Below are 22,978 nucleotides of genomic sequence, written 5' to 3'. Positions count from 1 at the left end.
GTGCTCAGACGCCGGCTTTGCCGAGCGCGGCGCCCGCCGGCGCCTCGGGTGCGTGCTTGAAGGGGTGCTCGGCCATGTACTTGAGCACACCCACGTAGGTGATGAGCAGCAGGCCATAGACGATGAGGTACGCAGTCAGCGTGGCCGCGATCATGGGCGAGGGCAGGGTGGTGGCCACATCGGCCGTGCGCAGATGACCGTAGACGATGAAAGGCTGGCGGCCGATCTCCGTGACATACCAGCCCGAGAGCGTGGCAAGCCAGCCGGAGAAGGTCATGCCCGCCAGCGTCCAGAGCAGAGGCCGCGGGAGTTTCACCCGGTCGTGCACCTCGCGCCTCTGGCGCCAGAGCACCCATGCGCCCCACCAGGCCACCATCAGCATCAGCGTGCCCACGCCCACCATGACGCGAAACGCCCAGAAGATGGGTGCCACGGGCGGGTGGGCGCCAGGGAATTCGTTGAGGCCCTTCAACTCCGCGTCCATGTCGTGCGCCAGGATCAGACTGGCCAACTTGGGGATCTTCACCGCGTAGTGGGTGGTGCCGGCGGCTTCGTCGGGAATGCCGAACAGCGTGAGCGGCGCGCTCTTCTCGGTCTGCCAGATGCCTTCGAGTGCGGCGATCTTTGCGGGCTGGTGTTCGAGCGTGTTCAGGCCGTGCATGTCACCCGCCACGAACTGCAAGGGCATGGCCACGGCCGCGGCCACCATCGCCGCACGCAGGGCCTTGTGCGTGCCGTGCGTGGCACTGCCCTTGATGAGTTGCCAGGCGCACAGGCCCGCGATGAGGAACGACGCCGTGAGCGTGGAGGCCAGCAGCTTGTGCGCCAGCCGGTAGGGGAACGAGGGGTTGAACACCACGGCAAGCCAGTCCACCGGGATGAACTTGCCGTCCACGATCTCGAAGCCGGCCGGCGTCTGCATCCACGAATTCAGGCTCAGGATCCAGAAGGCCGACAGCGTGGTGCCGAAGGCCACCAGAAAAGTGGCGGCCACGTGAACGCGCTCGGAGACGCGACCGCGGCCGAACAGCATGATGCCGAGGAAACTGGCTTCAAGGAAGAACGCCGTGATGACCTCGTAGCCCAGCAGCGGGCCGGAGATGTCGCCCGTCTTTTCCATGAAGCCCGGCCAGTTGGTGCCGAACTGGAAGCTCATCACCAGGCCCGATACCACGCCCAGCGCGAACGACAGCGCGAAAACCTTGGTCCAGAAATAGTAGGCCTCTTCCCAGGCCGGGTCGCGCGTTTTCAGGAAGCGCAGGCGGAAGTACAGCAGGAACCAGCCCAGCGCGATGGTGATCGTGGGAAAGAGGATGTGAAAGCTGATGTTGGCCGCGAACTGGAGGCGCGAAAGCAGCAAGGCGTCCATGAAGGGAATCTCCTGTTCAGGCGGCGTCGGGCAGTTTCTCGGGCCGCGCGCCGCGCGAGCCCTTGCCGGTCAGGCGGTCCTTGATCTCCAGCACGCGCGTCACGGTGGCACCCATGCCCATGAGCTGCATGGCGGTCTCGGGTGCGAGTTTCTGCACGTCGTCGAACCAGGTCATGAGCCGGTCGATGAGGTCGTGCATCTGGCGCATGCGCTCCTGGGCGTGCCGCTCGGCTTCGGTCTTGGGCGTTTCCAGCAGCGCGGTGCGCAGCATCGACAGCGTGGGCTCCACCTCGCGGCGTCGCCGCTCCTCGGCCAGCACACGAAAGATTTCCCACACATCGGCGGGTGCTTCGAAGTACTCGCGCCGATCGCCCGGCTGGTGGCGCAGCCGCACCAGCCGCCAGGCCTGCAGCTCCTTCAGGCCCATGCTCACGTTCGAGCGCGAGAACTCCAGCGTCTCGGCGATCTCGTCGGCATTGAGTGCGTTGGGGGAAATGAAGAGCAGGGCATAGATCTGCCCCACGGTGCGGTTGATGCCCCACCGACTGCCCATCTCCCCGAAGTGGGCAACGAATTCGCGGTTGAGTGGCGGGAGGTGGTCTTGCAGCGGCATGGGTGCCACTGTAGCCGTATCGGCTTGAATTTTCAGTAATTACTGAAATTCCGGGAAGTTCATGGGGGCTCTCACGGTGGCGGGCGCGCCCTGCGCGCCACCTACAATCCCGCCCCATGAGCATCAAAAGCGACAAGTGGATCCGCCGCATGGCCGAACAACACGGCCTGATTTCCCCGTTCGAGCCCGGCCAGGTTCGGCAGGTGGACGGCAGAAAGGTGATCAGCTATGGCACCAGCAGCTACGGCTACGACATCCGATGCGCGCCCGAATTCAAGGTGTTCACCAACATCCACAGCACCGTGGTCGACCCGAAGAATTTCGACGAGAACAGCTTCGTCGACATCAACAAGGACGTGTGCGTCATCCCGCCCAACAGCTTTGCGCTGGCGCGCACCATGGAGTACTTTCGCATCCCGCGCAACGTGCTCACCATCTGCCTGGGCAAGAGCACCTACGCGCGCTGCGGCATCATCGTCAACGTCACGCCCTTCGAGCCCGAGTGGGAAGGTTATGTGACGCTGGAGTTCAGCAACACCACGCCGCTCCCCGCCAAGATCTACGCCGGCGAAGGCTGTGCGCAGGTGCTGTTCTTCGAGAGCGACAAGGACGATGTGTGCGAGGTCAGCTACAAGGACCGCGGCGGCAAGTACCAGGGCCAGGTGGGTGTGACGCTACCGAAAGCCTGAGGGCGCCCCGCTCCTTGACCTGCGTCAAGGCCACGAGGAAGGGGCGGGACTAGCATCCCGGCCCATGTCCAGCCTTCCTCCTTCCTTCGAACTTCCCGACCCCGTTCCCGCCGGCCAGCCGCTGCCGCACCGCAAGGTGATTCGTGGCTGGCTCGCGCCGATCGTCGAACGCCGCACCGCAACCGGCGTGGCGCTGCTGATGTTCGACTGGGTGGTGTTCGCCGCCCTCATGGTCGGCACGGTGTGGCTCGGCGCCTGGTGGGCCAAGCTGCTGTGCGGCCTGGGCGCGGGCTTCATGATCGGGCGCCTGTTCATCATCGGCCACGACGCCTGCCACCAGAGCTACACGCCGCACCGGGGTTTGAACCGTGTGCTGGGGCGGATGGCCATGCTGCCGTCGCTCACGCCGTACAGCCTGTGGGAGGTGGGTCACAACGTCGTGCACCACGGCTACACCAACCTGAAGGGGGTCGACTTCGTGTGGGCGCCGCTCACCCGAGCGGAGTACGAAGCCCTGTCGCCCGGCCGACGAGCCCTGGAGCGCGCCTACCGCAGCGGCTTCGGGCCGGCGCTGTATTACCTGGTGGAGATGTGGTGGCGCCGCATGTTCTTTCCCCGCAAGACCTATATGGGTACGCGCCGACCCGAGTTCGTGTGGGACGGCGTGTTCGTCGTGGCCAGTGCTGTGCTGTGGACCGGCGCGCTGGTGGTGGCTGCCCTCGCCACCGGGCAGTCGGTCTGGCTGCTGCTGGGCATGGGATTCGCCGTGCCGTTCCTGTTCTGGAACGCCATGATCGGTTTCGTCGTTTATGTGCACCACACCCACCCGGCGGTGCAGTGGCATGACGACAAGACCGCCTGGGCACGGGCTGCGCCTTTCGTCTCCACCACGGTGCACCTCACGTTCCCGCTGCGCGTGGGCGCGCTCCTGCATCACATCATGGAGCACACCGCGCACCATGTGGACATGAGCATTCCGCTCTACAGGCTCCAGGGCGCGCAGCAGTTGCTGGAAGGCGCGCTGCCGGGCCGCATCATCGTGCAGCGCTTTTCCTGGCGCTGGTATTTCGACACCGCGCGCCGCTGCAAGCTCTACGATTTCGGTCGCCGCTGCTGGACCGATTTCCAGGGCCGCGCGACCAGTCCCGTGGCCCGCGCCATGGCGTGAGTCGCCCCCCATAATGCGCATACCTGTGGCCGTATTCGGGCCGCTGAGGAGCCACGCATGAAATGGGAAAACAACCGGGAATCCGACCAGGTCGAGGACCGCCGTTCGCAGCCGGGTGGCGGGGGCGGATTCGGTGGCCTGGGGGGTGGTGGCCGTGGGCGCGGCATCGGTATCGGCACCATCGCGGTGGCGCTGGTGGCCGGCTGGATCTTCGGCATCAATCCCCTGACCATCCTGGGCGCCCTGAGTGGTGGCGAGATGGCGCCCCCCGCCCAGGTGGAGCAGGCACAAGGCCCGGCGCAGGCGCCTACCGACGACATGGGGCGCTTCGTGGCCTCCGTGCTCGGCGGTACCGAAGATGTGTGGGGCCAGGTGTTCCAGCAAGCGGGCGCGCAGTATCAGAAGCCGCGCCTGGTGCTGTTTCGCGGCGCCACGCCCACCGCGTGCGGCACCGGTCAGTCGGCCATGGGGCCGTTCTATTGCCCTGGCGACCAGAAGGTCTACATCGACCTGAGTTTCTATGAGACCCTGCGCCGCCAGCTCGGCGCGCCGGGCGACTTCGCGCAGGCCTACGTGATTGCGCACGAGGTGGGCCACCATGTGCAGAACCTCATGGGCATCACCGACCAGATGGAGAAGATGCGGTCGCGCGTGAGCGAGCGCGAGTACAACGCCATGTCGGTGCGCCTCGAACTGCAGGCCGACTGCTTCGCCGGTCTCTGGGCGCACCACAACAACAAGTCCAAGGCCATCCTGGAACCTGGCGACGTGGAAGAGGCGCTCACGGCCGCCGCCGCCATTGGCGACGACGCCCTGCAGCGCAAGAGCCAGGGCCAGATCGTTCCCGACAGCTTCACGCACGGCACCAGCGCGCAGCGGCAGCGCTGGTTCAATGCGGGGCTTCAGAGTGGCAGCGTGCAGTCCTGCGACACGTTCAAAGCCACCAGTCTTTGACCTGCCGAGGGCACTTTTCCGCCAAAAGTCGTCAAAGTGAGACAATACCGGGCTAACTTTGACCGCAATGACCCAATCCTTTTCCGAACTTTCCCTCTCGCCTGCCATTGAGCGGGCCGTGGCCGAAATGGGCTACGAGACCATGACGCCGATCCAGGCGCAGGCGATTCCGGTGGTGCTGGAAGGCCGCGACGTGATGGGCGCAGCCCAGACCGGCACCGGCAAGACCGCCGCATTCACGCTGCCCCTGCTGCAGCGCATGCTCAAGCACGAGAACGCTTCCACCTCGCCGGCGCGCCACCCGGTGCGTGCCCTGGTGCTGCTGCCCACGCGCGAACTCGCTGACCAGGTCGCTGATCAGGTCAAGCTCTACGCCAAGTACACCAATCTGCGCAGCACGGTGGTGTTCGGCGGCATGGACATGAAGCCCCAGACCGCCGAACTCAAGAAGGGCGTGGAGGTGCTGGTGGCCACGCCAGGGCGCCTGCTGGATCACATCGAAGCCAAGAACTGCGTGCTCAACCAGGTCGAGTACGTGGTGCTCGACGAAGCCGACCGCATGCTCGACATCGGCTTCCTGCCGGACCTGCAGCGCATCCTCTCCTACCTGCCCAAGCAGCGCACCACGCTGCTGTTCTCGGCCACGTTCTCCCCCGAGATCAAGCGCCTGGCCAACAGCTACCTGCAGGACCCGGTGACGATCGAGGTGGCGCGCTCCAATGCCACCGCCTCCACGGTGGAGCAGCACTTCTACCGCGTGGAAGACGACGACAAGCGCGGCGTGCTCAAGCAGATCCTGCGCGAGCGCGGCCTCAAGCAGGCCTTTGTGTTCGTCAACAGCAAGCTCGGGTGCGCGCGCCTGGCGCGTTCGCTGGAGCGCGAAGGCCTCAACACCACGGCGTTGCACGGCGACAAAAGCCAGGACGAACGCCTGAAGGCGCTCGACGCGTTCAAGAGCGGCGCAGTGGATCTTCTGGTGTGCACCGACGTGGCCGCGCGCGGCCTGGACATCAAGGACGTGCCGGCGGTGTTCAACTTCGACATTCCGTTCAACGCGGAGGACTACGTCCACCGCATCGGCCGAACCGGCCGCGCGGGTGCTTCGGGCCTGGCGGTGTCGTTCGTCAGCGGCCGCGATGCGCGCCTGATGGGCGACCTGGAAAAGCTGCTGGGCAAGAAGCTCGAGCTCGAGGCCCTGGAATTCGAGGCCGATCGCCGCCCCGCCGGCCGTTTCAACGACGGCCAGCGTGCGTGGCAGGCCCCACCGTCCGACGACGACGCCGAACGCCGTGAAGTGCGCGCGAGCCGCGAGCGCCCGGACCGCACCGCCGCGCCCGGCCGTCCTCCGGCACGCGCACCTCGGGCTCCGGCCGATCCTTTGTTCGACAAGCCCTACGAACCCACGGCTGCCAGCGATGCGCCGCCTTCCTGGGAAGTGGCCCAGCGTGCCACCACGCGCACCGCTTCGCCCAACATCAAGACCCGCAAGAAAGTGCCGGCGCTCTTCAAGAGCGCACCGGCCCCTGCGCCGGTTCCGGAAGAAAGCTGAGGGCAGCGCCCTTGCCCGACCCTGCCAGGCGGCCCTCGCCGCCGCCTTCGCTTCAACGCTTGCCGGGCTTGCTGGCCTGTTCGCAGCGCACCGAGATCCGCTCCACCTGGCCTGGCCGCTGCGCGTCGATGCCCGCCGCCGTCAGGCAACCGCCCCACACGCAGCCGGTGTCCAGCGCCTGCAGATCGGCACGGTCCACCGTGCCCAGCGTGGACCAGTGGCCGAATGCGATCGGCACGCCCGCGGTGCGCCGGCCGGGCACATCGAACCAGGGCATGAAGCCTTCAGGCGGAACGGCGGCACTGCTCTTCACCTCGAACTCCATCACGCCCTGGGCGGTGCAAAAGCGCAGGCGGGTCAATGCATTGACCACCACGCGCAGGCGCGCAGCGCCGGCCAGGGACTCGCTCCACAGGGCGGGTTCGTTGCCGTACATCGTGTGCAGGAAATCCACCCAGTCGGGGCCCTGCAGCACGGCATGCAGTTCGTCAGCCAGAGCCACGGTTCGCTGCACGTCCCATTGCGGCAGCACCCCCGCGTGCACCATGAGCCAGCCGTGCTCGTGGATGGCCATGCGCCGCGTGCGCAGCCAGTCCAGCAGCGCGTCCCGGTCGGGTGCGTCGAGGATGTCGTCCACCGTGTCGCTGCGGTGGAGCTTGCGCACGCCGTGCGCCACCGAGAGCAGGAACAGGTCGTGGTTGCCAAGCAGGCATTGCGCCGACGTGCCCAGTGCCATCAGGCGGCGCATCACCGCCAGCGATTCCGGACCGCGGTTGACCAGGTCACCGAGCAGGTACAGCGTATCGCGGCTGGGGGAGAAATCCATCTCATCGAGCAGACGGCCCAGCGCCGTGTCGCAGCCTTGCACGTCGCCGATCATGTAAATTGACATCCACGCATTATGGATATCCTGCTCATCGTCTTCCTCACCGTGCTCAATGGCGCTTTTGCCATGTCGGAGCTGGCCCTGGCCTCGAGCCGCAAGGCGCGCCTGACGGCCATGGCCGAGGCCGGTGACAAGGGCTCGATCACCGCGCTCAAGTTGCTGGAGAACCCGACGCAGTTCCTCTCCTCGGTGCAGGTCGGCATCACGTCCATCGGCATGCTCAACGGCATCGTGGGCGAGGCGGCCTTCAGCGACGACCTGGGCCTGTGGATGGAAGCCAAAGGCCTCACCGAGGCCACCGCCAATGTGGCCTCCACCGCCATCGTGGTGCTGGTGATCACCTTCATCACCATCGTCTTCGGTGAGCTGGTGCCCAAGCGCATCGGGCAGCTCTACCCCGAAGCCGTTTCGCGCTGGGTCTCGCGGCCCATGGCCTTCGTGGCCAAGGCCGCCAAGCCTTTCGTGTGGCTGCTCACCCACACCACGCAGTGGGTGCTCAAGCTGCTGCGCATCGACACCAACGCCGTGCAGCACGTCACCGAGGAAGAGATCAACGCCAGCCTGGAGGAGGGCGTGGACGCCGGCATCATCGAAGAGCACGAACACCAGATGGTGCGCAACGTGTTCCTGCTGGACGACCGCCAGCTCACCTCCATCATGGTGCCGCGCTCCGAAATCCGGTGGCTGGACGCACAGGACAGCATCGACGCGGCGGTGCAGAAAGCCTGGACCACCGGCCATTCGTGGTACCCCGTGTGCCGTGGTGGGCTGGAGGATGTGGTGGGTGTCATCCACCTGCCGCGCATGCTGGCGCTGCAGGCGGAGGGCGACAACGAACCGCTGATGCGTCACGTGCAGCCCGCGGTGTTCGTGCCCGAGACGCTCACCGGCATGGAACTGCTGGAGCAGTTCCGCGAACGCGCCACGCGGATGGTGTTCGTGGTCGACGAATACGGCGTGGTGCAGGGCCTGCTCACGCCGCTGGACATGCTGGAGGCCATCACTGGCGAGCTGTCGCCGCGCGCGGCGGTCGACGCCTGGGCCACGCTGCGCGAAGACGGCGCCTGGCTGGTGGACGGTGCCATGCCGGTGGCAGAACTCAAGTCGCGCCTGGACATCGAGGAACTGCCTGATGAGGACAAAGGCCGCTACAACACGGTGGCCGGCCTCATGCAGACGGTGGCCGGCGACCTGCTGGAGAAGGACGACAGCGTGGACTGCGCGGGCTGGCGCTTCGAGGTGCTGGTGCTGGATGGCCGGCGCATCGACCAGGTGCTGATCTCGCGGCTGCCCGAGATCGAAACCGCGATCGACGCTGGCATCTGAATTTCAGAGCTTCCACCACGCGGGAAGCAGGCGACGCACCTCCGCGCGGTTGAATCGATCGTCCATCAGGACCAGCACGCCCTCGTCCTCGGGTCCCCGGATCACGCGGCCCGCCGCCTGCACCACTTTCTGAAGTCCGGGAAACAGATAGGTGTAGTCGTATCCCTGACCAAAGCGAGCCTGCATGCGCTGGCGCAGCTGTTCATTGACGGCATTCACCTGCGGCATGCCGAGCGTGGCGATGAAGGCCCCGATGAGCCGACGGCCGGGCAGGTCGATGCCCTCGCCGAACGCGCCGCCCAGCACCGCGAAGCCAATGCCCTGGCCATCATCGGTGAAGCGGGCCACGAAGTCGTTGCGCTCGGGCTCGCTCATGCCGCGCGACTGTGCCCACACCGGTACCGCCGGATGGCGCTCTCGCAGGCGGTCCAGCGACTGGCGCAGATAGTCGAAGCTGCTGAAGAAGGCGAGGTAGTTGCCGGGACGCCCGGTGTACTCCATGGCCATCACGTCCACCAGGCCGTCCAGCGATGCGTCGCGGTCGTTGTAGCGGGTGGAGAGGTGCGGTGTGATGCGCACGCGCAACTGCGCGGGATCGAAGGGCGAGGGCACCTCGAGCCTCGCGGTGTCATCGGGCAGCCCGAGCAACTGGCTCACGTAGTCCATGGGACGCAGCGTGGCCGAAAACAGCGTGGCGCTGCGTGCGGCGTCCCAGCGAGGCTTGAGCAGCGGCCCCGGGTCGAGGTTGCGGATGTTCAGCACGGGGTGCTGCGCGCGGCCGTGGGCCACCCGTGCGCGCGTGAGATCGACCATGGAGTGGTCGGCAAACACCTCGGCCACGCGCAGCACATGCAGCACCTCGAACAGCCAGGCCTGCAGGTCACCCTGCGCATCGGCGGGCTCGTGGGCGAGGTGATCGGAGAGTTCGGCGCCATGGCGCTGCAGGGCCTCCATGAAAGCGCCTGGCAGTTCGGCGAGCACCTCGTGGTCCTGCGCCTGCGCGCGGGCCAGCGTGCTCCACTGCCGGTGCAGCCGATCCATGGACTTCTTCAGCGCGGCCGGTGCGGTCTTGCGCACGGCCTGGAAAGCCACGGGCCGCAGCTCGGCGCTGTACATCAGGCGAGCGCGCTCGATCAGGTTGTGCGCCTCGTCCACCAGCAGGCCGACGCGCAGCTCGTCGTTCAGCGTGAGCGACCAGGCGCTCGCGCTCAGGTCGAAGAAGTGGTTGAAGTCGCCCACCACCACATCACTCCAGCGCAGCAGGTCCTGTCCCAGGTGGTAGGGACACACGTTGTGCTTGAGCGCGATGTCGCGCAACGCCGACTTGTCGAGCCAGCCGGCGTGTGCGGCTTCCTGGCGCGCCTGCGGCAGGCGGTCGTAGAAGCCGCGCGCGAGCGGGCAGGACTCCCCGTGGCAGGCCTTGTCGGGGTGCTCGCACGCCTTCTCCCGCGCCACCAGCTCAAGCACGCGCAGTGGCCTGGCCTGCAGGCGCTGCAAGGCTTGCAGCGCGAGCTGCCGTCCGGGCGTCTTGGCGGTCAGGTAGAAAAGCTTGTCCGTGCCGTTGGCGGGCGCGGCGCGCAGGGCGCCGAACAACGTGGCCATGGTCTTGCCGATGCCGGTGGGCGCCTGCGCGAGCAGGTGGCGGGCCGCGCCGTGCGCCCGGAACACGGCGGCGGCCATGTCGCGCTGGCCGTGGCGGAAGGTCTCGAACGGAAAGCCGAGCGATCGCATCGCGGCATCGCGCTTGGCCCGGTGCTCGCGTTCGGTGCGCGCCCAGTCGGCATAGTGGGCGCACAGCGACTCGAAGAACGCTTTCAGCTCCACGGCGCTGTGCCAGACCGGCAGCACGGTTTCCCGCGCGGTGTCGATGTTGAAGTACACCAGCGCGACTTCCATGCGATCCAGGCCCAGTTGCTCGCACAGCATCCAGCCGTACACGCGCGCCTGCGCCCAGTGCAGGGCGCGGTGGTTGTCGGGAATGCGGTCCGCATCGCCCCGGTGCGTCTTGATCTCTTCCAGGCGCGGCGTGGCGGGATCAAAGCCGTCGGCGCGGCCCTGGACCAGCAGTTCGCCGCAGCGCGCGGACAGCGGCACCTCGCGCTGGTAGCTCGCGCTGCGACGGCTGGTCACGGTGGTGTGTCCCTGAATGCCGTCCTGGGCGCTCGGCGAGGGGGTGAAGCGCAGGTCGAGGTCGCCTTTCCGGGCCGCGAACGCGCACAGCACGCGCACGGCCACCCGGTTGGGGACCGTCGTTTCGTCGGGCAGGAGATCGGCAGGCATCACGCGGGATGGTACTGGATATATAGTCAGTGAATGGACGTCAGCGCTCCCCCACTCACCCGCCACCACCACCGGCGCCTGCGCGAGATTCACCGCTCCGCCGGCTGGCCCTGCCACGACATGCTGGAGGTGGAACTGCTCGCAGCGGGATTGCTGGAACGCCGGCTCTCGCCTGAGGGCCGCGAGACCTTGCGCGTGAGCGATGCCGGCATTCGCTGCCTGGCCGAGGTGTTCGCGCGCAACAAGGCGGTGCGCACACCGCACGAGGCGCTGGTGGAGCGCGTGGCGGTGGCCATGGCGCAGGCCGGTCGCCTCACCTGGCGGGGTCTCATGTTGCGCGTGCCCCTGGCGCGCGAGCTGTTCGACGTCGGTCCCTGTGAACCGGAGCGCGGCGTGCAACTCAGTGCCTTTGACAGCCACGCGCCGGATCTGGCTCCCGGGCATGTGTGGTGCATGGCCTGCCCCGATGTGTTCTCGGTGCGGCACACGACCGTGGAAGCGTATCTGGAACCGGTGGTGCACGAGATCAAGGTCAGCCGCGCGGATCTGCTCGGCGACTTGCGGCGGCCCGCCAAGCGCGCCGCCTACCTCGGGCTTGCCAGCGCCTGCTGGTATGTGCTGGGGCAGGACGCAAAAGGCCGTCCCATTGCGCAGCCGGAAGAGGTGCCGCCGGAGTGCGGCGTGCTGCAGGTTGAGGGCGAGCGGTTGTGGGTGGCGCGAGAGGCGCCCCGCCGCGCCATGGCGCAACTGCCGTTCCATGTGTGGATGTCGCTGGCGCGCACCGGACCCGCCGTGCGACCGGAGGACGATGCACAGTCGCTGTTGTGACGACCGCTCGCGCATTCCCGCTGGTGTTCGCCGTCGACTCTGGCGATGATGTCTGCCCGGACCAAGCCAGACAGGAGACAAGCATGAAGACCCTGAATGACCATTTGAGCAACTACGCCGCCTACCACCGCGACCGGCGCAACATCCTCACGCATTTCATCGGCATTCCCATGATCGTGCTCTCGGTCGTGGTGCTGCTCGCGCGTCCGGCATTCGAGGTGGCCGGCCTGTCGCTGACGCCTGCCACCCTGGCGGTGATCGCGGCCACGCTCTACTACCTTCGGCTGGACCTGCGCTACGGCGTCGCGATGGGCCTGCTGCTGTCGGCCTGCCTGGCCTTCGCCCACAGCACCGCCGCCCTGTCCACGGGCGCCTGGGCCACGCTCGGCATCGGCCTATTCGTGGTTGGCTGGGTGATCCAGTTCGTGGGTCACATCTTCGAAGGCCGCAAGCCGGCCTTCGTCGACGACATCATGGGCCTGATCATCGGTCCGCTGTTCGTGGTGGCCGAGCTCGGTTTCCTGCTTGGCCTGCGCCGCGAGGTGGAAGCGGTGATCGAATCGCGCTCGGGCGCGGTGCATTCGGGGCGCGCGCTGGCGAAATAGCGCGATCCCCCTCAGCGGCTGAGGGTTTCCTGTTTCATGTAACCTTCGAAGTTACATGAAACTCGACAGCCGGCTTTCCTCCATCCTTCACCTGCTGCTGCACATGGCGCAGAGCGGTGCGCCCATGACGTCCGAAGCGCTCGCCGCCTGCCTGCAGGGCAGCCCGGTGGTGGTTCGCCGGACGCTGGCCGGCCTGCGTGACGCGGGCTTCGTCAGTTCTGAAAAGGGTCACGGCGGTGGCTGGGTCCTGGCCTGCAACCTGAACACGGTGACCCTGCGCGATGTGTACGACGCGGTGGGGGCGCCCGCGGTGTTCGCCATGGGGCATCGTTCGCAGAAACCCGACTGCCTGGTGGAGCAGGCCGTCAACGAGGCCTTGTCGGGCGCGCTGCAGGAAGCGCAGGCGCTGCTGGTCCAGCGCCTGGGCCGCATCACGCTGGCCGATCTCGCGGCCGATTTCAGCCGTCGCTTCGCCGAACACCCCCACGCCAGGAGCCACCATGAACACCTCCACCACCTCCCATGACGCCATCGTGATCGGCGGCAGCTACGCCGGCATGTCGGCCGCCTTGCAACTGGCGCGCGCCCGCCGCCGCGTGCTGGTGGTCGATTCGAGCCTGCGCCGCAACCGCTTTGCCAGCGCCTCGCACGGCTTCCTCGGCCACGACGGGCAGGCGCCTGGCGACATCGCGGCCGCCGCGCGAACGCAGTTGCTGGCGTACCCCAATGTGCAATGGCTGGATGGCACCGCCGCGCAGGCCGAGACCGTCAGCGACGGCTTTCGCATCTCGATGGCCGACGGGCGCGTGGAGCGGGCCGGCAAGCTCGTGCTGGCCACCGGCGTGGTCGACGAATTGCCTGCCATCGAAGGCCTGGCCGAGCGCTGGGGCACGAGCGTGTTTCATTGCCCGTATTGCCACGGCTACGAACTCGACCAGGGCCGCATCGGCGTGCTGGCCTCAAGCCCCCTGTCGATGCACCACGCCCTCATGCTGCCGGACTGGGGCAAGACGACCCTGTTTCTCAACGACGCCTTTGTGCCAGATGACGAGCAGCGGGCCGCGCTGGCGGCGCGTGGCGTGATGGTGGAGTCGGGGGCGGTGGCGCGGCTGCTGGATGGCGCCACCGTGGAGCTGCACGACGGCAGACGTTTCGAGATGGACGGGCTTTTTTCCGTCACCCGGACACGCATGGCGAGTCCGGTGGCGAGCCAGCTCGGCTGCGCCATGGAAGAAGGGCCGACCGGTGAGTTCATCCGCACCGATGCGATGCAGGCCACCAGCGTGCCGGGCGTCTTCGCGTGTGGCGACGCCGCGCGCGCGGCCGGCAATGTGGCGATTTCGGTGGGGGCGGGTGCGATGGCGGGCGCCGCGGCGCACCGCTCGATGATGTTCGGCTGAGCGAACCGGGCGCTCAGGTGGCGCGCGACACGTCCAGAGGGGTCGTGAGCTGCAGCTCGAAGGCGCCTCGGGCAGCCACGTGGTCCCACTGCTCCACCGCGCACTGCTTCTGCGCTGCCGACCAGCGCAACACGTTCACCGAATTCGGCACGCCGCGGCGCACACGGTTGGAGACAGCGGTGCCGGCCTGCACCGCCCACATGGGTCGCGCCAGACCCGGCAACGCCATCACATAAGGCAGGTGGATGTGGCCACCCATGACAATGTCGGCGCCGGCCACGGCCCAGGCATGCTGAGCAGCCGCGTGGCCGATCAACCGATCGGGTTCGTCCTGCGGACGTTTCACTTCGATGGGCTGGTGCACCACCACCACGCGCAGCTGGTGGCCGGACGCGCGGCTCAACCGATCGCCCACGCGCCGCACCTGCGTCGCGTCCACTTCGCCATTCTTGTGCCGACGTGCCCGCGTGGTGTTCACACCCAGCACGAGCAACTCGGGGGTTTCGAACTGGGGTTCCAGTGCCTGGCCGAACGAGGCGCAATGGTCCGCGTAGGGCTGAACGATCCTCCCCCACAGGTTCATCAGCGGGATGTCGTGGTTGCCAGGCACCGCGAGCAGCGGCGCTTCGATGCGATCCATGAAGGCCCTGGCCGCTTCGAACTGTTCGGCGCGGGCCCGCTGCGTGATGTCGCCGGAGAGCACCACCAGATCCGGACGAAGCGCGCTGGCCAGACGCGCCAGCGCCTCCACCACCTCAGGCACCTCGGTGCCGAAATGCGGATCGGAGATCTGCAGGACCACGCTCAAACCGCGTCCTTCGCAGGCGTATTGCTCTTGAGCAGGTACAAGGGCTCGGGCATGACGCGAAAATGCAGCGGGGGTTTCATGCGCGCCACCTCGCCGTCGAACGCCACCTTCAGGCGGCGCAGGCCCATCACGCGCGGGGGCTTCACCACCATCTGGTCGAACTCGAAGTGCTCGATGCCTTCGGCCTCGCCCAGCGAACCCAGTGCGCCGCGCAGCATGAGGCCGAGCATGCCCAGCGTGCCGATGGGCTTGAGCACCACGGCGGTGACGCGGCCGCTGTCCCGCGGCGCCGTGGCAGGCTGGTGTTCGGCCACCCCCACCTGCTCGAGCTGCAGACGGTTGTTGCCGACGAACAGGGTAAGTGTGCGCAGTTCGCGCGTGACGCCGTCGAGCTCGATGCTCAGCTTGAGCCGGTTGGGCGTGCGCAACAAGGTGGCAAAGGCGGCGCCCAGGGCCACCACCCGGTTGCGCCCGAAGCGCGACTTCCAGGCCTCGCGGTCTTCCAGCAACTGCGGATACAGACCCACGCTGGCGTTGACGAGAAACACCTGGTCGTTGATGGCGCCGACCTGCACCGGCATCGGTTGCGCCACCAGCAGTTGCGCGGTGGCCTCGGCCACATCCAGCGGCAGGCTGTGCGTGCGGGCGAAGTAGTTGAAGGTGCCGCGCGGAATCACGCCCAGGGCGCAGCCCGAGGCATGGGCGGCCTGCGCAACGGCGTTGATGGTGCCGTCGCCACCGACCGCCACGATGGCGGATCGATCGGCGAGCGCCTGTCGGGCCGCTTTCGCTGTCACCTGCGGCAGTTCCCCGGGCTGGCAATAGATCAGTTCACCGGCCCGGCCGGCCGACCTGAGCGTGGACTCGATGGCCTCGCGCGTGCCCTCGCCGTCCTGGCTGCCGGAATGGCCGTTGAGGATGAAGCGCAGCGTGGCGGAGGGGTCGATGTCGGGAGGGGTGTGGGCCATTCGGGCCAGTTTAGCCCGCGCGGTTCAGGCCTACGGTTCCCGGGGACACCCACTGCCCGGGCTGCCGTCCAGGTGGGCCAGCAGCACGGGCCCCATCGACCGCAGGATCTGCACCGGCAGGCCGGAGGTGAAACGGTACCTGGATGCGTCCGGCCCCACCACGTAGGCCGTGATGGTGCCGAAGTGGCGCGGACCCAGGTAGAAGACGAAGGTGGCTGTGCGGTTCATGGCCGCGCCGCTGCGCCCCTTGATCACCACGCGGTTGTCGCCCGTGCCGGTCTTGCCGCCGGGCGAGAGGTCTTCGCCCGTCGGGCTCTGGAAACTGCCGGCCAGCCGTCGCGCCGTGCCGGCTTCCACCACTTCGGACAAGGCCTTCTTCAGCGCCTGCGCCACCTCCGGGGCCATCACGCGTTCGCCCTCGGTGGGCGTGGGACGCAGTTCGGTTTCCCACGGCGTGCCCTGCGCGAACTTCACATCGGCGATGCGGTGCGTGGGGCGGCGCACGCCGCCGTTGACGATGATGCCCATCAGTTCGGCGAGCGCGGCCGGGCGGTCGCCCGAGCTGCCGAGCGAGGTGGCCAGCGAGGGCACGAGGTGGCCGAAAGGGTAGCCCAGGCGGGTCCAGCGGCGGTGGATCTCAAGGAATGCCTCCACCTCCAGCATGGTGTAGATGCGCGTGTCCTGCGCGTCCTTGGCGCGTGTTCGGAACAGCCAGCCGTACACCGCCTGGCGTTCGGCGGCGCTGGCGGCAATGGCTTGACCCAGCGTGGCCTGGGGATGCTTCAGGCGGTAGGCCACCAGCCAGAGTTCGAGCGGGTGAACGCGCGCCACGTAGCCGCGGTCCGGCAGGTCGAAGGCGTCGAGTGCAAAGCGCTCGTGCAGGCTGGCCAGGCGCTCGGCATCGGGCACCTTGTCGCCCAGGCGCGTGGCGAGGAAGACGCCGAGCGCCTCGGCCGAGGCTTCGGGTTCCAGGTAGCGGAACACGGCACTCAGGCGGTCGGCGTTGGGCGTGAGCCCATCCAGCAGCATCGCGCGAAGCTCCAGCGGCGTGCGGTTGTCGGTCTTGCGCCAGAAGCGGCGCAGGAACGCCTGGCCTTCCCGGTCCGCGAACAGCGCCAGGTAAGCCTCGCGGCGCGGATCGAGATCGTCTTCCAGCAACTTCGCGGTGCTGCCGGGCACCTGGTACATGGTGTGGCGCACCACTTCGCGCATGAGGCGCACGAAGGGCAGGTTGATGGACGCCTGCATCGACTCGCGCAGCGTCGGGTTGCGCGCGTCGTCGGTGCGGTTGAAGTTGTGGAAGCTGTGCAGGCCGCCACCGGTGAAGAACTGCTCGCCGGGATCGGCGGAGAAACGCCGGTCCATCGCCGCTTCCAGCATCGCTGGCAGGCTGGTGTCGTTCGGGCCGCCCAGGTAGTCCACCGCCCAGCGCGTCAGGGTGTCCTGCCGGCTCACCTCCGTGGCCCGCAACGCGGCCGGCTCCAGGCTGGCCAGCCGGCCGTGCAGTTCGGCCACCAGTTCCAGGTAGGTGGCCAGCACGCGAAGCTTGGCGGTGGAGCCCAGTTCCAGCTTGCTGCCTTCGTTGATGTCCAGCGGCTGTTGCGTGGTGTCGGTCTGCACGCGCACCAGGTTGCCCTGCGGCGTGCTCTCCACCAGGGTGAAGCTGTAGCGCACCTCCGAGAGCGTGGCCGGCTGCAGCAGGCGCTCGCCCATGAGCTGCTGGGAGCTGGCGAAATCGGGTTCGCTCAGACGGCCCAGGTAGTCGCTCACGGCTTCCTGCAGCTTGCCATTCAGCGTGGTGCTGGCCTCGGCGTCGAGTCGGTCCAGGCTGTAGAGCGAGGTGCCCAGCATGCCGGCCAGCCGGGTGCGCACCGCGGTGGTCCCTTTGCTGGCGGTGGACGGCAGCAGCGGCGGGTCCTTTTCCATGTCGCGGAACACCAGCGTCTGCCGCAAGGCGGCGTCGCGCCAGGCGTCGTCGATGATGCCGGCCGTGGCGAGCAGTCGCAGGTGGGCGTCGGTGCTCAGGTTGAGGTCCTTGCGGCCCTGGCCGAGGTAGTAGGAAGGCCGGCGGTGCGCAATCATCAGCGCCACCGCCTGTCGCAGCACCTGTGCCTGCGCGTCGGCGTCGCTGGCCTGCCCCGAGAGCAGGGTACGGGCGCGCTCGAAGTCGGTGCCGAACCACACCCACAGGCCGTCGCCCAGGCCGTGCACTTCGCCGTGGCGCGGCGCCGCCGACAGCGGCACCGTGTTCAGGTAGTCCAGCACCAGCTGGCGGCGCGCCGGCATGGTCTGCGTTCCCTGCTGGTAGGCCCTCACCGAGGCCGAGATCATCTGCCGCAGTTTTTCGCGCGCGTCGTGCGTGATGCCGCCGGGCGAGTGGCGGTACTTTTCGATCTGGGTGGACAGCGTGCTGCCGCCGTGGGTGTCGATGTCGGGGTCGATCTGGCTGCCCAGTTGGGAGATCACGGCGCGCGTGAAGCGCACCCAGTCCACGGCCGGGTTCATCTCGGGACGCTCGGGGTCGAGCAGGTCGCGGTTTTCGATGAAGAGCAGGGCCTGAACCACGACCGGGGGCAGGTTCTCGAAGCGTTCGAAGCGGCGGTAGGGGTAACGAAACGCGTGCAGCGACTCGCGGCTGCAGTCCAGCACGGTCAGGCCGGTGTGGGTTTTCTCCGCGTACGGCGCGAACCAGCCGCGAGCGAGGTGGGCCTGCAACGCGTCGCTCTGGCGCGCCTGCGCAGTGACCTGGAAGCCCCGCGCCTCAAGCCGCTTCGCAAAGCCCGGAATGGCCACGTAGCCCAGGCGTTCGTCAAACGGTCCCTCGGACGGAAACCGGATCGGGTTCGCCGGACCCGGCGCCACATGGTGGCGCAGGCCAGCGGCGTAGCCGTTGAGTTCACGCGCCTGCCAGTACGAGGTCTGGACCTCGTGCCAGACCAGCATGGCCAGCGCTGCGGCCACAGTGAGCAGGACCAGCAGCACCAGGCGCCGGCGACGGCTCATGCGTCGCGGGGGCTGGTAGCCCGGCGGGTCGCCCAGACCCGCGGTAAAGGGCTCCTCACCGAACCGGTGTTCGATCATCGGGTTCCCCATGCATGCACAACACCTGAAAGTATCCTTCGTCGGGCGCCTGTCGCCGCGTGCCATTGTCACGGTTCGCCCTGTGCGTTCGCGTGTGGTTGTGACAGGCGGTGCAGCCGCCCCGACCGGCACGAATCGATTGTGATGGCTGTCACAAAATGGGCGGCTGGAACGTCTGATGAGCATGTCCCCCGATACCTTCAACCGATTGCGCCCGCGACTGCACGGCATGGCCTACCGCATGCTCGGATCCTCCGCCGAGGCCGAGGACGTGGTGCAGGACGCCTGGTTGCGCTGGCACGAGAGCCGTCACGGCGAGATCGACAACGCCGAGGCGTGGCTGGTGACGGTCACCACCCGGCTGGCCATCGACCGCCTGCGCAGCGCCAAGGTGCAGCGCGAGCATTACATCGGCACCTGGTTGCCCGAGCCGCTGATGGCGGATTCACCGGTATCGCCGGAGCAGCTGCTCGAACGCGCCGACGACGTCTCGGTGGCCTTCCTGGTGCTGCTGGAACGCCTGGCCCCCGAAGCGCGTGCGGCTTTCCTGCTGCGCGAGGTGTTCGACGCCGACTACGGCGAAGTGGCGCAGGCGCTGGGCAAGACCGAAAGCGCCTGTCGCCAGATCGTCCACCGTGCCCGGGAGCAGCTCAAGGACGAGCGACCGCGCCACCTCGTCTCGCGCGAGGACCAGTTGCGTCTGCTGCGCGGGTTCGCCGCAGCCGCCTCCAGTGGCCGGCTCGACGAACTCAGGAACCTGCTGGCCGAGGATGCCCAGCTCGTGGGGGACGGCGGAGGCAAGGTGCCCAGCTTCGGCGTGCCCATCATGGGCGACCGCCGCATCGCCCAGTTGTTCTACGCCACCCACCGCCGGTTCGGCGACGCCGTGCGTTTCGAGGTCGTGGTGCTCAACGGGCAGTGGGGCCTGTTGCGCTTCATCGATGGCGTGCTGGAGTCCGCGCAGTCGTTCGTCACCGACGGCCAGCGCATCCTGCGCCTGCACGTGCAGCGCAACCCCGACAAGCTCTCTCGCATCGCCGCAGCGCTCGGCCGCGAAGGCGCTGTCACAAAACCGCCGGCCTGACCGTCTTGTGAGGTGTGTCCCAACCACCTCATCAAGGCGAATCATGAAAACCGCAAGACTCCCCTGGACCGACATCGCGCCCAAAGCCTTCCAGGCCATGGCCGCTGTGGGCGCCACCACCGCATCCTCCTCGCTCGGCCCGGCGCTCATGGAACTCGTGAAAACGCGCGTGTCGCAACTCAACGGTTGCGCCTTCTGCGTCGACATGCACGTGCGCGACCTGCGCAAGCACGGAGAAACCTGGCAGCGCATCAACAGCCTGGTCACCTGGCGCGAGGCGGATCTCTACAGCCCGCGCGAGCGCGCTGCGCTGGACTGGGCGGAATCGCTCACCCGCCTGGTCGAACAGCACGGCCACCGGGACGCCGAATTCGCCGCGCTCCAGGGGCAGTTCAGCGACCTCGAAATCGTCGAGCTGTGCTGGACCATCGCGCAGATCAGCGCATGGAACCGCATGTGCGTGGGCCTGCGCGCGCCGGTGCCCCAGAAAGACATCGCCTGAAATCCCGAACGGACACCTCGTGAATTCGCGGCGTGATGCTCGTGAGGTCGTCAGGGGCGCTGGCGCAATGGCTTGGCTAGCGCGAGAATGCGCGCCATGCGCACGCCACACCACCCCAGCTCTTCGTGATTGCCTGCCTTCTGGCCTCATCCGGGTGGGCCCAATCGCCACTCGACGGCAACTGGCGGGTGACCTTCGCCACCGAGGGATCCGAAGGTCGGGAGGCGATGGTGGAACTCAAGGGCGGCAGTGGCACCTGGACCACCTACGCCCGCAGCGACAAGGACAAGCGGGACGTCTGTGTGGGACGCCCGCTGCCCGTGACCATTGCCGGCGATCCCGCCGCGGGCAAGCTCGACCTGCGGCTCGATGTTTCCAGCGCCATCGCCGGTTGCCGCGACCGCAAGGCCACGCTGCAGCGCACGGACGACAAGACCCTCGAAGGCACCTTCGACAACGGTCGCGCCATCAGGCTGGTGCGACCGTAGGCGACGGTTGCGTCAATAGTGGGGCGGCAGCTCGTCGCGCGGGTCGCGCACGGCCGTGCCGGGGTCACCTTCACCGCGCTGGCGCAAGCGGCTCACTTCGCGCAGCAGCAGTTCGATCTGGTCCTGCTGGCGGGCGACCTGCTGGTTGAGGGTGTCGAGCAGGTCGTCGGCGTAGCTGGCCTTGATCTCGAGTTCGTTGAGGCGTTGCTCCACGTCGTGGGCAGGGAGGGGTGGTTGCGCTGTGGATGTCATGGGCCTATTGGACTTCATGTCTGCTACCGCACAGACCGGTGCGGGTGCGTCGTTCAAGCTGCTGGCTACCAGGCATCGAGGATGCCATCTGCTCCCCCACAGGAGAACCCGCATGCCTGCCCATCCGATGCCGAACAGTTTCCAGTCTTCTCCCTTTGTCGACGACACCGCCGTGCAGACCCCGATGGCCTCGGCCGACGAGCACTGGGCGGCCACGGCCCGTGCCTTCGCAGACACCGGCGGCCTGGTCAGCGGCGACGAACTGGCCGAACTCCTGCGCCAGCACGCCGTGGGCCAGGAAAACGTCTCGCCGGTGGACCCGGTCTCGCTGGTCGCGCGCTGGATCGTGACCCATTCGGTGGTCACCGTCGACAGCCCGTGGGGTCGCCTGCTGCCGCTTTTCCAGTTCGACCTGCCCCGCACGGCCGTGCATGCGGGCATGCGGCCCTTGCTGTCGGAGCTCCGCGGCGCCTTCGACGACACGGAGCTCGCCACGTGGTTCGTGACCGGCAACGACTGGCTGTCCGGCGCCTGTCCGGCGCACGCGATGCACACCGACCTGCAGGCGGTGCGGCAGGCCGCCCGCAGCGACCGTTTCGTGGCGGTCGGTTTCTGAACCGGGTCAGCGGGCCAGGTATCCCCCGTCCACCGGGTGGTAGGAACCGGTGACGAACGACGCGCGGTCCGAAGCCAGCCACGCGACCAGTTCAGCCACTTCCTCGGCCTCGCCCAGTCGGCCGATCGGATGCGCGGCGACCAGCATGTCCACCGCCGCGGCATCGCCCTCCAGCGACTCGATCATGGGCGTGCGGATGAAACCCGGACCCACCGCATTGACGCGAATGCCCTGAGCGCTGTATTCGAGTGCCGCGGTGTGGGTGAGTCCCACCACACCGTGCTTGGCGGCGGCATAGGCGGGCGCCGTGGCGAAACCCACCGAGCCCAGGATCGACGCCACATTCACCACAGATCCACGAGCCCCGCATGCGCTGGCGTGGTTGCGCAGCATCGCCTCGATCTGGTACTTCATGCCATAGAACACGCCGCTGAGGTTCACCCGGATCACGCGCGCCCATTCTTCGAGCGGGTAGTCCGCCGTGGGCAGGCTCGCGCCACCCACACCGGCGTTGTTGCAGGCCACGTCCAGCCGGCCAAAGTGGGCGCAGCAGCGTTCCACCAGGTTCTTGCAGTCGCTGGCACTGCCCACATCGGCCACCACCGGCAACACCTCGCTGCCCAGTTCCCGAACCATCTCGGCCGTGGTCTTCGCGCTGGCAGCGTCGATGTCGCTCACCAGCACGGCGGCACCTTCGCGGGCGCACACGAGGGCCACCGCCCGTCCAATGCCGGAACCGGCCCCGGTGACCAGCACCACTTTCTTCTTCAACATGTCAGCGCTCCAGGGCGCCGGAGCGCGAGGCGAAAAAAATCCACGTCAGGCGCTGGGCGGACCCGGCGACCGACGTGGAAAGGGGGGGAGATGCTTGCAATGCGCTCAGATGCGCGGCTCGCCGTTGCCATTCACCAGGATGGTGCGACCGGGCGGGGATGTCATCTGCACGTAGTGGGTGGTGCCGCGGAAGTTGTAGGTCACTTCCCAGTATTCGGTGGCGGCGCTGGTGTCGGTGGTGCAGCGCTGCACGTCCTGCGTTTGCGGGGCGTTGTTGCGGCCCACGTTGGAGCCCACGGCGGCGCCGGCCACAGCGCCACCCACGGTGGCGATGTCGCGTCCGGTGCCGCGTCCGATCTGGTGGCCCAGGATGCCACCGATCAGGCCACCGGCAATGGCGCCGGGCACGTTGGCCCGGGGCTGCGCCACCGGCTCGCGCTCGATCCAGCAGCGCTGCGGGCCGGGCGCGACCACGGCGCGCATCGACGTGACGTTGGCTTCGTACAGGGTCTCGTTCGGGCGTCGGCGGTAGTCGGGTTGCGCCATCGGCTGGCCTGATTGCACCTGGGCGTCGGGATAGGGGTATCCGGGCGGCGCGGTCTGGTAGGCCGGGGCGGCGCAGCCTGCGAGCACGATGGCGCCACAGGCGGCCGCGAATGCACCTCTTTGGCGCATCGAGAAAAGTGTCTGGAAATGTTTCATGGTGATCCTTTCAGATCGGTCGTGCGATGCACCGAA

23 protein-coding genes are annotated in these 22,978 nt (G+C 67.8%); 13 read left to right on the top strand and 10 right to left on the bottom strand.

What is annotated here, in order from left to right; all coding sequences use genetic code 11:
- Nucleotides 1-4: 4 nt before the first annotated feature.
- Together ACTIEY_RS02410 and ACTIEY_RS02405 are read right to left on the bottom strand one after the other, a co-directional pair.
- Nucleotides 5-1,369 (bottom strand): cytochrome ubiquinol oxidase subunit I, encoded by a 1,365-nt coding sequence (locus tag ACTIEY_RS02410; protein ID WP_439517502.1) that lies wholly within the window; start codon nt 1,367-1,369, stop codon nt 5-7.
- A gap of 16 nt (nt 1,370-1,385) precedes the next feature.
- Nucleotides 1,386-1,982, bottom strand: coding sequence for a GbsR/MarR family transcriptional regulator (locus tag ACTIEY_RS02405; RefSeq protein ID WP_439517501.1), 597 nt, complete (start codon nt 1,980-1,982; stop codon nt 1,386-1,388).
- 116 nt (nt 1,983-2,098) lie between these two features.
- Here ACTIEY_RS02405 and dcd point away from each other — a divergent pair, with 116 nt between their 5' ends.
- The 4 genes from dcd (at nt 2,099) to ACTIEY_RS02385 (ending at nt 6,342) form a co-directional block, all read left to right on the top strand.
- Nucleotides 2,099-2,671, top strand: a complete 573-nt coding sequence (gene dcd / locus ACTIEY_RS02400) for a dCTP deaminase (protein WP_439517500.1) — start codon at nt 2,099-2,101, stop codon at nt 2,669-2,671.
- Between the two features lie 64 nt (nt 2,672-2,735).
- Nucleotides 2,736-3,839: a fatty acid desaturase gene (locus tag ACTIEY_RS02395; RefSeq protein WP_439517499.1), complete on the top strand. Its 1,104-nt coding sequence runs from the start codon at nt 2,736-2,738 to the stop codon at nt 3,837-3,839.
- A gap of 57 nt (nt 3,840-3,896) precedes the next feature.
- A complete protein-coding gene (ypfJ, locus tag ACTIEY_RS02390) occupies nt 3,897-4,793 on the top strand; it encodes a KPN_02809 family neutral zinc metallopeptidase (RefSeq protein ID WP_439517498.1) in 897 nt (298 codons plus the stop codon).
- Between the two features lie 67 nt (nt 4,794-4,860).
- Nucleotides 4,861-6,342, top strand: coding sequence for a DEAD/DEAH box helicase (locus tag ACTIEY_RS02385; RefSeq protein ID WP_439517497.1), 1,482 nt, complete (start codon nt 4,861-4,863; stop codon nt 6,340-6,342).
- Between the two features lie 52 nt (nt 6,343-6,394).
- Here the strand turns inward: ACTIEY_RS02385 and ACTIEY_RS02380 are convergent, their stop codons facing one another.
- Nucleotides 6,395-7,234 carry a symmetrical bis(5'-nucleosyl)-tetraphosphatase gene (locus tag ACTIEY_RS02380; RefSeq protein WP_439517496.1) on the bottom strand — a complete coding sequence of 280 codons (840 nt, stop codon included), beginning with the start codon at nt 7,232-7,234 and terminating at the stop codon, nt 6,395-6,397.
- A 9-nt stretch (nt 7,235-7,243) separates the two neighbouring features.
- On the opposite strand from ACTIEY_RS02380, the gene ACTIEY_RS02375 reads away from it, so the two are divergent.
- Entirely contained in the window at nt 7,244-8,554 is a 1,311-nt protein-coding gene (locus tag ACTIEY_RS02375; RefSeq protein WP_439517495.1) for a hemolysin family protein, read from the top strand.
- A gap of 3 nt (nt 8,555-8,557) precedes the next feature.
- Here ACTIEY_RS02375 and ACTIEY_RS02370 read toward each other — a convergent pair whose 3' ends face one another.
- Nucleotides 8,558-10,834 carry a helicase C-terminal domain-containing protein gene (locus ACTIEY_RS02370; protein ID WP_439517494.1) on the bottom strand — a complete coding sequence of 759 codons (2,277 nt, stop codon included), beginning with the start codon at nt 10,832-10,834 and terminating at the stop codon, nt 8,558-8,560.
- Nucleotides 10,835-10,867: 33 nt separating this feature from the next.
- Here ACTIEY_RS02370 and ACTIEY_RS02365 point away from each other — a divergent pair, with 33 nt between their 5' ends.
- The 4 genes from ACTIEY_RS02365 (at nt 10,868) to ACTIEY_RS02350 (ending at nt 13,667) form a co-directional block, all read left to right on the top strand.
- Entirely contained in the window at nt 10,868-11,662 is a 795-nt protein-coding gene (locus ACTIEY_RS02365; RefSeq protein ID WP_439517493.1) for a hypothetical protein, read from the top strand.
- 83 nt (nt 11,663-11,745) lie between these two features.
- Nucleotides 11,746-12,267 carry a DUF962 domain-containing protein gene (locus ACTIEY_RS02360; protein ID WP_439517492.1) on the top strand — a complete coding sequence of 174 codons (522 nt, stop codon included), beginning with the start codon at nt 11,746-11,748 and terminating at the stop codon, nt 12,265-12,267.
- Between the two features lie 55 nt (nt 12,268-12,322).
- Entirely contained in the window at nt 12,323-12,793 is a 471-nt protein-coding gene (locus ACTIEY_RS02355; RefSeq protein WP_439517491.1) for an Rrf2 family transcriptional regulator, read from the top strand.
- Nucleotides 12,768-13,667 (top strand): NAD(P)/FAD-dependent oxidoreductase, encoded by a 900-nt coding sequence (locus tag ACTIEY_RS02350; protein WP_439517490.1) that lies wholly within the window; start codon nt 12,768-12,770, stop codon nt 13,665-13,667. The genes ACTIEY_RS02355 and ACTIEY_RS02350 overlap by 26 nt, the downstream gene beginning before the upstream one ends.
- A gap of 13 nt (nt 13,668-13,680) precedes the next feature.
- Here the strand turns inward: ACTIEY_RS02350 and ACTIEY_RS02345 are convergent, their stop codons facing one another.
- From ACTIEY_RS02345 to ACTIEY_RS02335, 3 genes are read right to left on the bottom strand one after another with little or no spacing between them, the layout of a single operon-like run.
- Entirely contained in the window at nt 13,681-14,475 is a 795-nt protein-coding gene (locus tag ACTIEY_RS02345; protein WP_439517489.1) for a metallophosphoesterase family protein, read from the bottom strand.
- Nucleotides 14,472-15,443 (bottom strand): diacylglycerol/lipid kinase family protein, encoded by a 972-nt coding sequence (locus ACTIEY_RS02340; RefSeq protein ID WP_439517488.1) that lies wholly within the window; start codon nt 15,441-15,443, stop codon nt 14,472-14,474. Before ACTIEY_RS02340 ends, ACTIEY_RS02345 begins: the two co-directional genes overlap by 4 nt.
- A 30-nt stretch (nt 15,444-15,473) precedes the next feature.
- Nucleotides 15,474-18,524, bottom strand: coding sequence for a transglycosylase domain-containing protein (locus ACTIEY_RS02335; protein ID WP_439517487.1), 3,051 nt, complete (start codon nt 18,522-18,524; stop codon nt 15,474-15,476).
- Between the two features lie 178 nt (nt 18,525-18,702).
- On the opposite strand from ACTIEY_RS02335, the gene ACTIEY_RS02330 reads away from it, so the two are divergent.
- The 3 genes from ACTIEY_RS02330 to ACTIEY_RS02320 all read left to right on the top strand — a co-directional run bounded on the left by ACTIEY_RS02330 (nt 18,703) and on the right by ACTIEY_RS02320 (nt 20,598).
- Nucleotides 18,703-19,608 carry an RNA polymerase sigma-70 factor gene (locus tag ACTIEY_RS02330; protein WP_439517486.1) on the top strand — a complete coding sequence of 302 codons (906 nt, stop codon included), beginning with the start codon at nt 18,703-18,705 and terminating at the stop codon, nt 19,606-19,608.
- A gap of 43 nt (nt 19,609-19,651) precedes the next feature.
- The gene (locus ACTIEY_RS02325) at nt 19,652-20,110 is read left to right on the top strand and encodes a carboxymuconolactone decarboxylase family protein (RefSeq protein WP_439517485.1); all 459 of its coding nucleotides are present in this window, start codon (nt 19,652-19,654) and stop codon (nt 20,108-20,110) included.
- A 125-nt stretch (nt 20,111-20,235) separates the two neighbouring features.
- Entirely contained in the window at nt 20,236-20,598 is a 363-nt protein-coding gene (locus ACTIEY_RS02320) for a hypothetical protein (protein WP_439517484.1), read from the top strand.
- 12 nt (nt 20,599-20,610) lie between these two features.
- Here the strand turns inward: ACTIEY_RS02320 and ACTIEY_RS02315 are convergent, their stop codons facing one another.
- Nucleotides 20,611-20,850 (bottom strand): SlyX family protein, encoded by a 240-nt coding sequence (locus ACTIEY_RS02315; RefSeq protein ID WP_439517483.1) that lies wholly within the window; start codon nt 20,848-20,850, stop codon nt 20,611-20,613.
- 112 nt (nt 20,851-20,962) lie between these two features.
- Here ACTIEY_RS02315 and ACTIEY_RS02310 point away from each other — a divergent pair, with 112 nt between their 5' ends.
- Entirely contained in the window at nt 20,963-21,466 is a 504-nt protein-coding gene (locus tag ACTIEY_RS02310) for a hypothetical protein (protein ID WP_439517482.1), read from the top strand.
- 6 nt (nt 21,467-21,472) lie between these two features.
- Here ACTIEY_RS02310 and ACTIEY_RS02305 read toward each other — a convergent pair whose 3' ends face one another.
- On the bottom strand, nt 21,473-22,240 hold the full coding sequence (locus tag ACTIEY_RS02305) for an SDR family NAD(P)-dependent oxidoreductase (RefSeq protein WP_439517481.1): 768 nt from the start codon (nt 22,238-22,240) through the stop codon (nt 21,473-21,475).
- Between the two features lie 105 nt (nt 22,241-22,345).
- Nucleotides 22,346-22,942 (bottom strand): glycine zipper 2TM domain-containing protein, encoded by a 597-nt coding sequence (locus ACTIEY_RS02300; RefSeq protein WP_439517480.1) that lies wholly within the window; start codon nt 22,940-22,942, stop codon nt 22,346-22,348.
- Nucleotides 22,943-22,978 lie beyond the last annotated feature (36 nt).

It is taken from the genome of Hydrogenophaga sp. (genome assembly GCF_051858985.1).
In the GTDB taxonomy this organism is placed as follows: Bacteria; Pseudomonadota; Gammaproteobacteria; order Burkholderiales; family Burkholderiaceae_C; genus Hydrogenophaga.
This window is presented reverse-complemented; position numbering and strand designations above follow the sequence as displayed.

What these genes read in the sequence shown, in the direction of transcription:
- ACTIEY_RS02410 (WP_439517502.1), bottom strand. Translation starts at nt 1,369, where the DNA reads ATGGACGCCTTGCTGCTTTCGCGCCTCCAGTTCGCGGCCAACATCAGC.
- ACTIEY_RS02330 (WP_439517486.1), top strand. Translation starts at nt 18,703, where the DNA reads ATGAGCATGTCCCCCGATACCTTCAACCGATTGCGCCCGCGACTGCAC.
- ACTIEY_RS02310 (WP_439517482.1), top strand. Translation starts at nt 20,963, where the DNA reads ATGCCTGCCCATCCGATGCCGAACAGTTTCCAGTCTTCTCCCTTTGTC.
- ACTIEY_RS02405 (WP_439517501.1), bottom strand. Translation starts at nt 1,982, where the DNA reads ATGCCGCTGCAAGACCACCTCCCGCCACTCAACCGCGAATTCGTTGCC.
- ACTIEY_RS02380 (WP_439517496.1), bottom strand. Translation starts at nt 7,234, where the DNA reads ATGTCAATTTACATGATCGGCGACGTGCAAGGCTGCGACACGGCGCTG.
- ACTIEY_RS02315 (WP_439517483.1), bottom strand. Translation starts at nt 20,850, where the DNA reads ATGACATCCACAGCGCAACCACCCCTCCCTGCCCACGACGTGGAGCAA.
- ACTIEY_RS02300 (WP_439517480.1), bottom strand. Translation starts at nt 22,942, where the DNA reads ATGAAACATTTCCAGACACTTTTCTCGATGCGCCAAAGAGGTGCATTC.
- ACTIEY_RS02305 (WP_439517481.1), bottom strand. Translation starts at nt 22,240, where the DNA reads ATGTTGAAGAAGAAAGTGGTGCTGGTCACCGGGGCCGGTTCCGGCATT.
- ACTIEY_RS02360 (WP_439517492.1), top strand. Translation starts at nt 11,746, where the DNA reads ATGAAGACCCTGAATGACCATTTGAGCAACTACGCCGCCTACCACCGC.
- ACTIEY_RS02370 (WP_439517494.1), bottom strand. Translation starts at nt 10,834, where the DNA reads ATGCCTGCCGATCTCCTGCCCGACGAAACGACGGTCCCCAACCGGGTG.
- ACTIEY_RS02325 (WP_439517485.1), top strand. Translation starts at nt 19,652, where the DNA reads ATGAAAACCGCAAGACTCCCCTGGACCGACATCGCGCCCAAAGCCTTC.
- ACTIEY_RS02335 (WP_439517487.1), bottom strand. Translation starts at nt 18,524, where the DNA reads ATGATCGAACACCGGTTCGGTGAGGAGCCCTTTACCGCGGGTCTGGGC.
- ACTIEY_RS02340 (WP_439517488.1), bottom strand. Translation starts at nt 15,443, where the DNA reads ATGGCCCACACCCCTCCCGACATCGACCCCTCCGCCACGCTGCGCTTC.
- ACTIEY_RS02395 (WP_439517499.1), top strand. Translation starts at nt 2,736, where the DNA reads ATGTCCAGCCTTCCTCCTTCCTTCGAACTTCCCGACCCCGTTCCCGCC.
- ACTIEY_RS02385 (WP_439517497.1), top strand. Translation starts at nt 4,861, where the DNA reads ATGACCCAATCCTTTTCCGAACTTTCCCTCTCGCCTGCCATTGAGCGG.
- dcd (WP_439517500.1), top strand. Translation starts at nt 2,099, where the DNA reads ATGAGCATCAAAAGCGACAAGTGGATCCGCCGCATGGCCGAACAACAC.
- ypfJ (WP_439517498.1), top strand. Translation starts at nt 3,897, where the DNA reads ATGAAATGGGAAAACAACCGGGAATCCGACCAGGTCGAGGACCGCCGT.
- ACTIEY_RS02375 (WP_439517495.1), top strand. Translation starts at nt 7,244, where the DNA reads ATGGATATCCTGCTCATCGTCTTCCTCACCGTGCTCAATGGCGCTTTT.
- ACTIEY_RS02355 (WP_439517491.1), top strand. Translation starts at nt 12,323, where the DNA reads ATGAAACTCGACAGCCGGCTTTCCTCCATCCTTCACCTGCTGCTGCAC.
- ACTIEY_RS02365 (WP_439517493.1), top strand. Translation starts at nt 10,868, where the DNA reads ATGGACGTCAGCGCTCCCCCACTCACCCGCCACCACCACCGGCGCCTG.
- ACTIEY_RS02350 (WP_439517490.1), top strand. Translation starts at nt 12,768, where the DNA reads ATGAACACCTCCACCACCTCCCATGACGCCATCGTGATCGGCGGCAGC.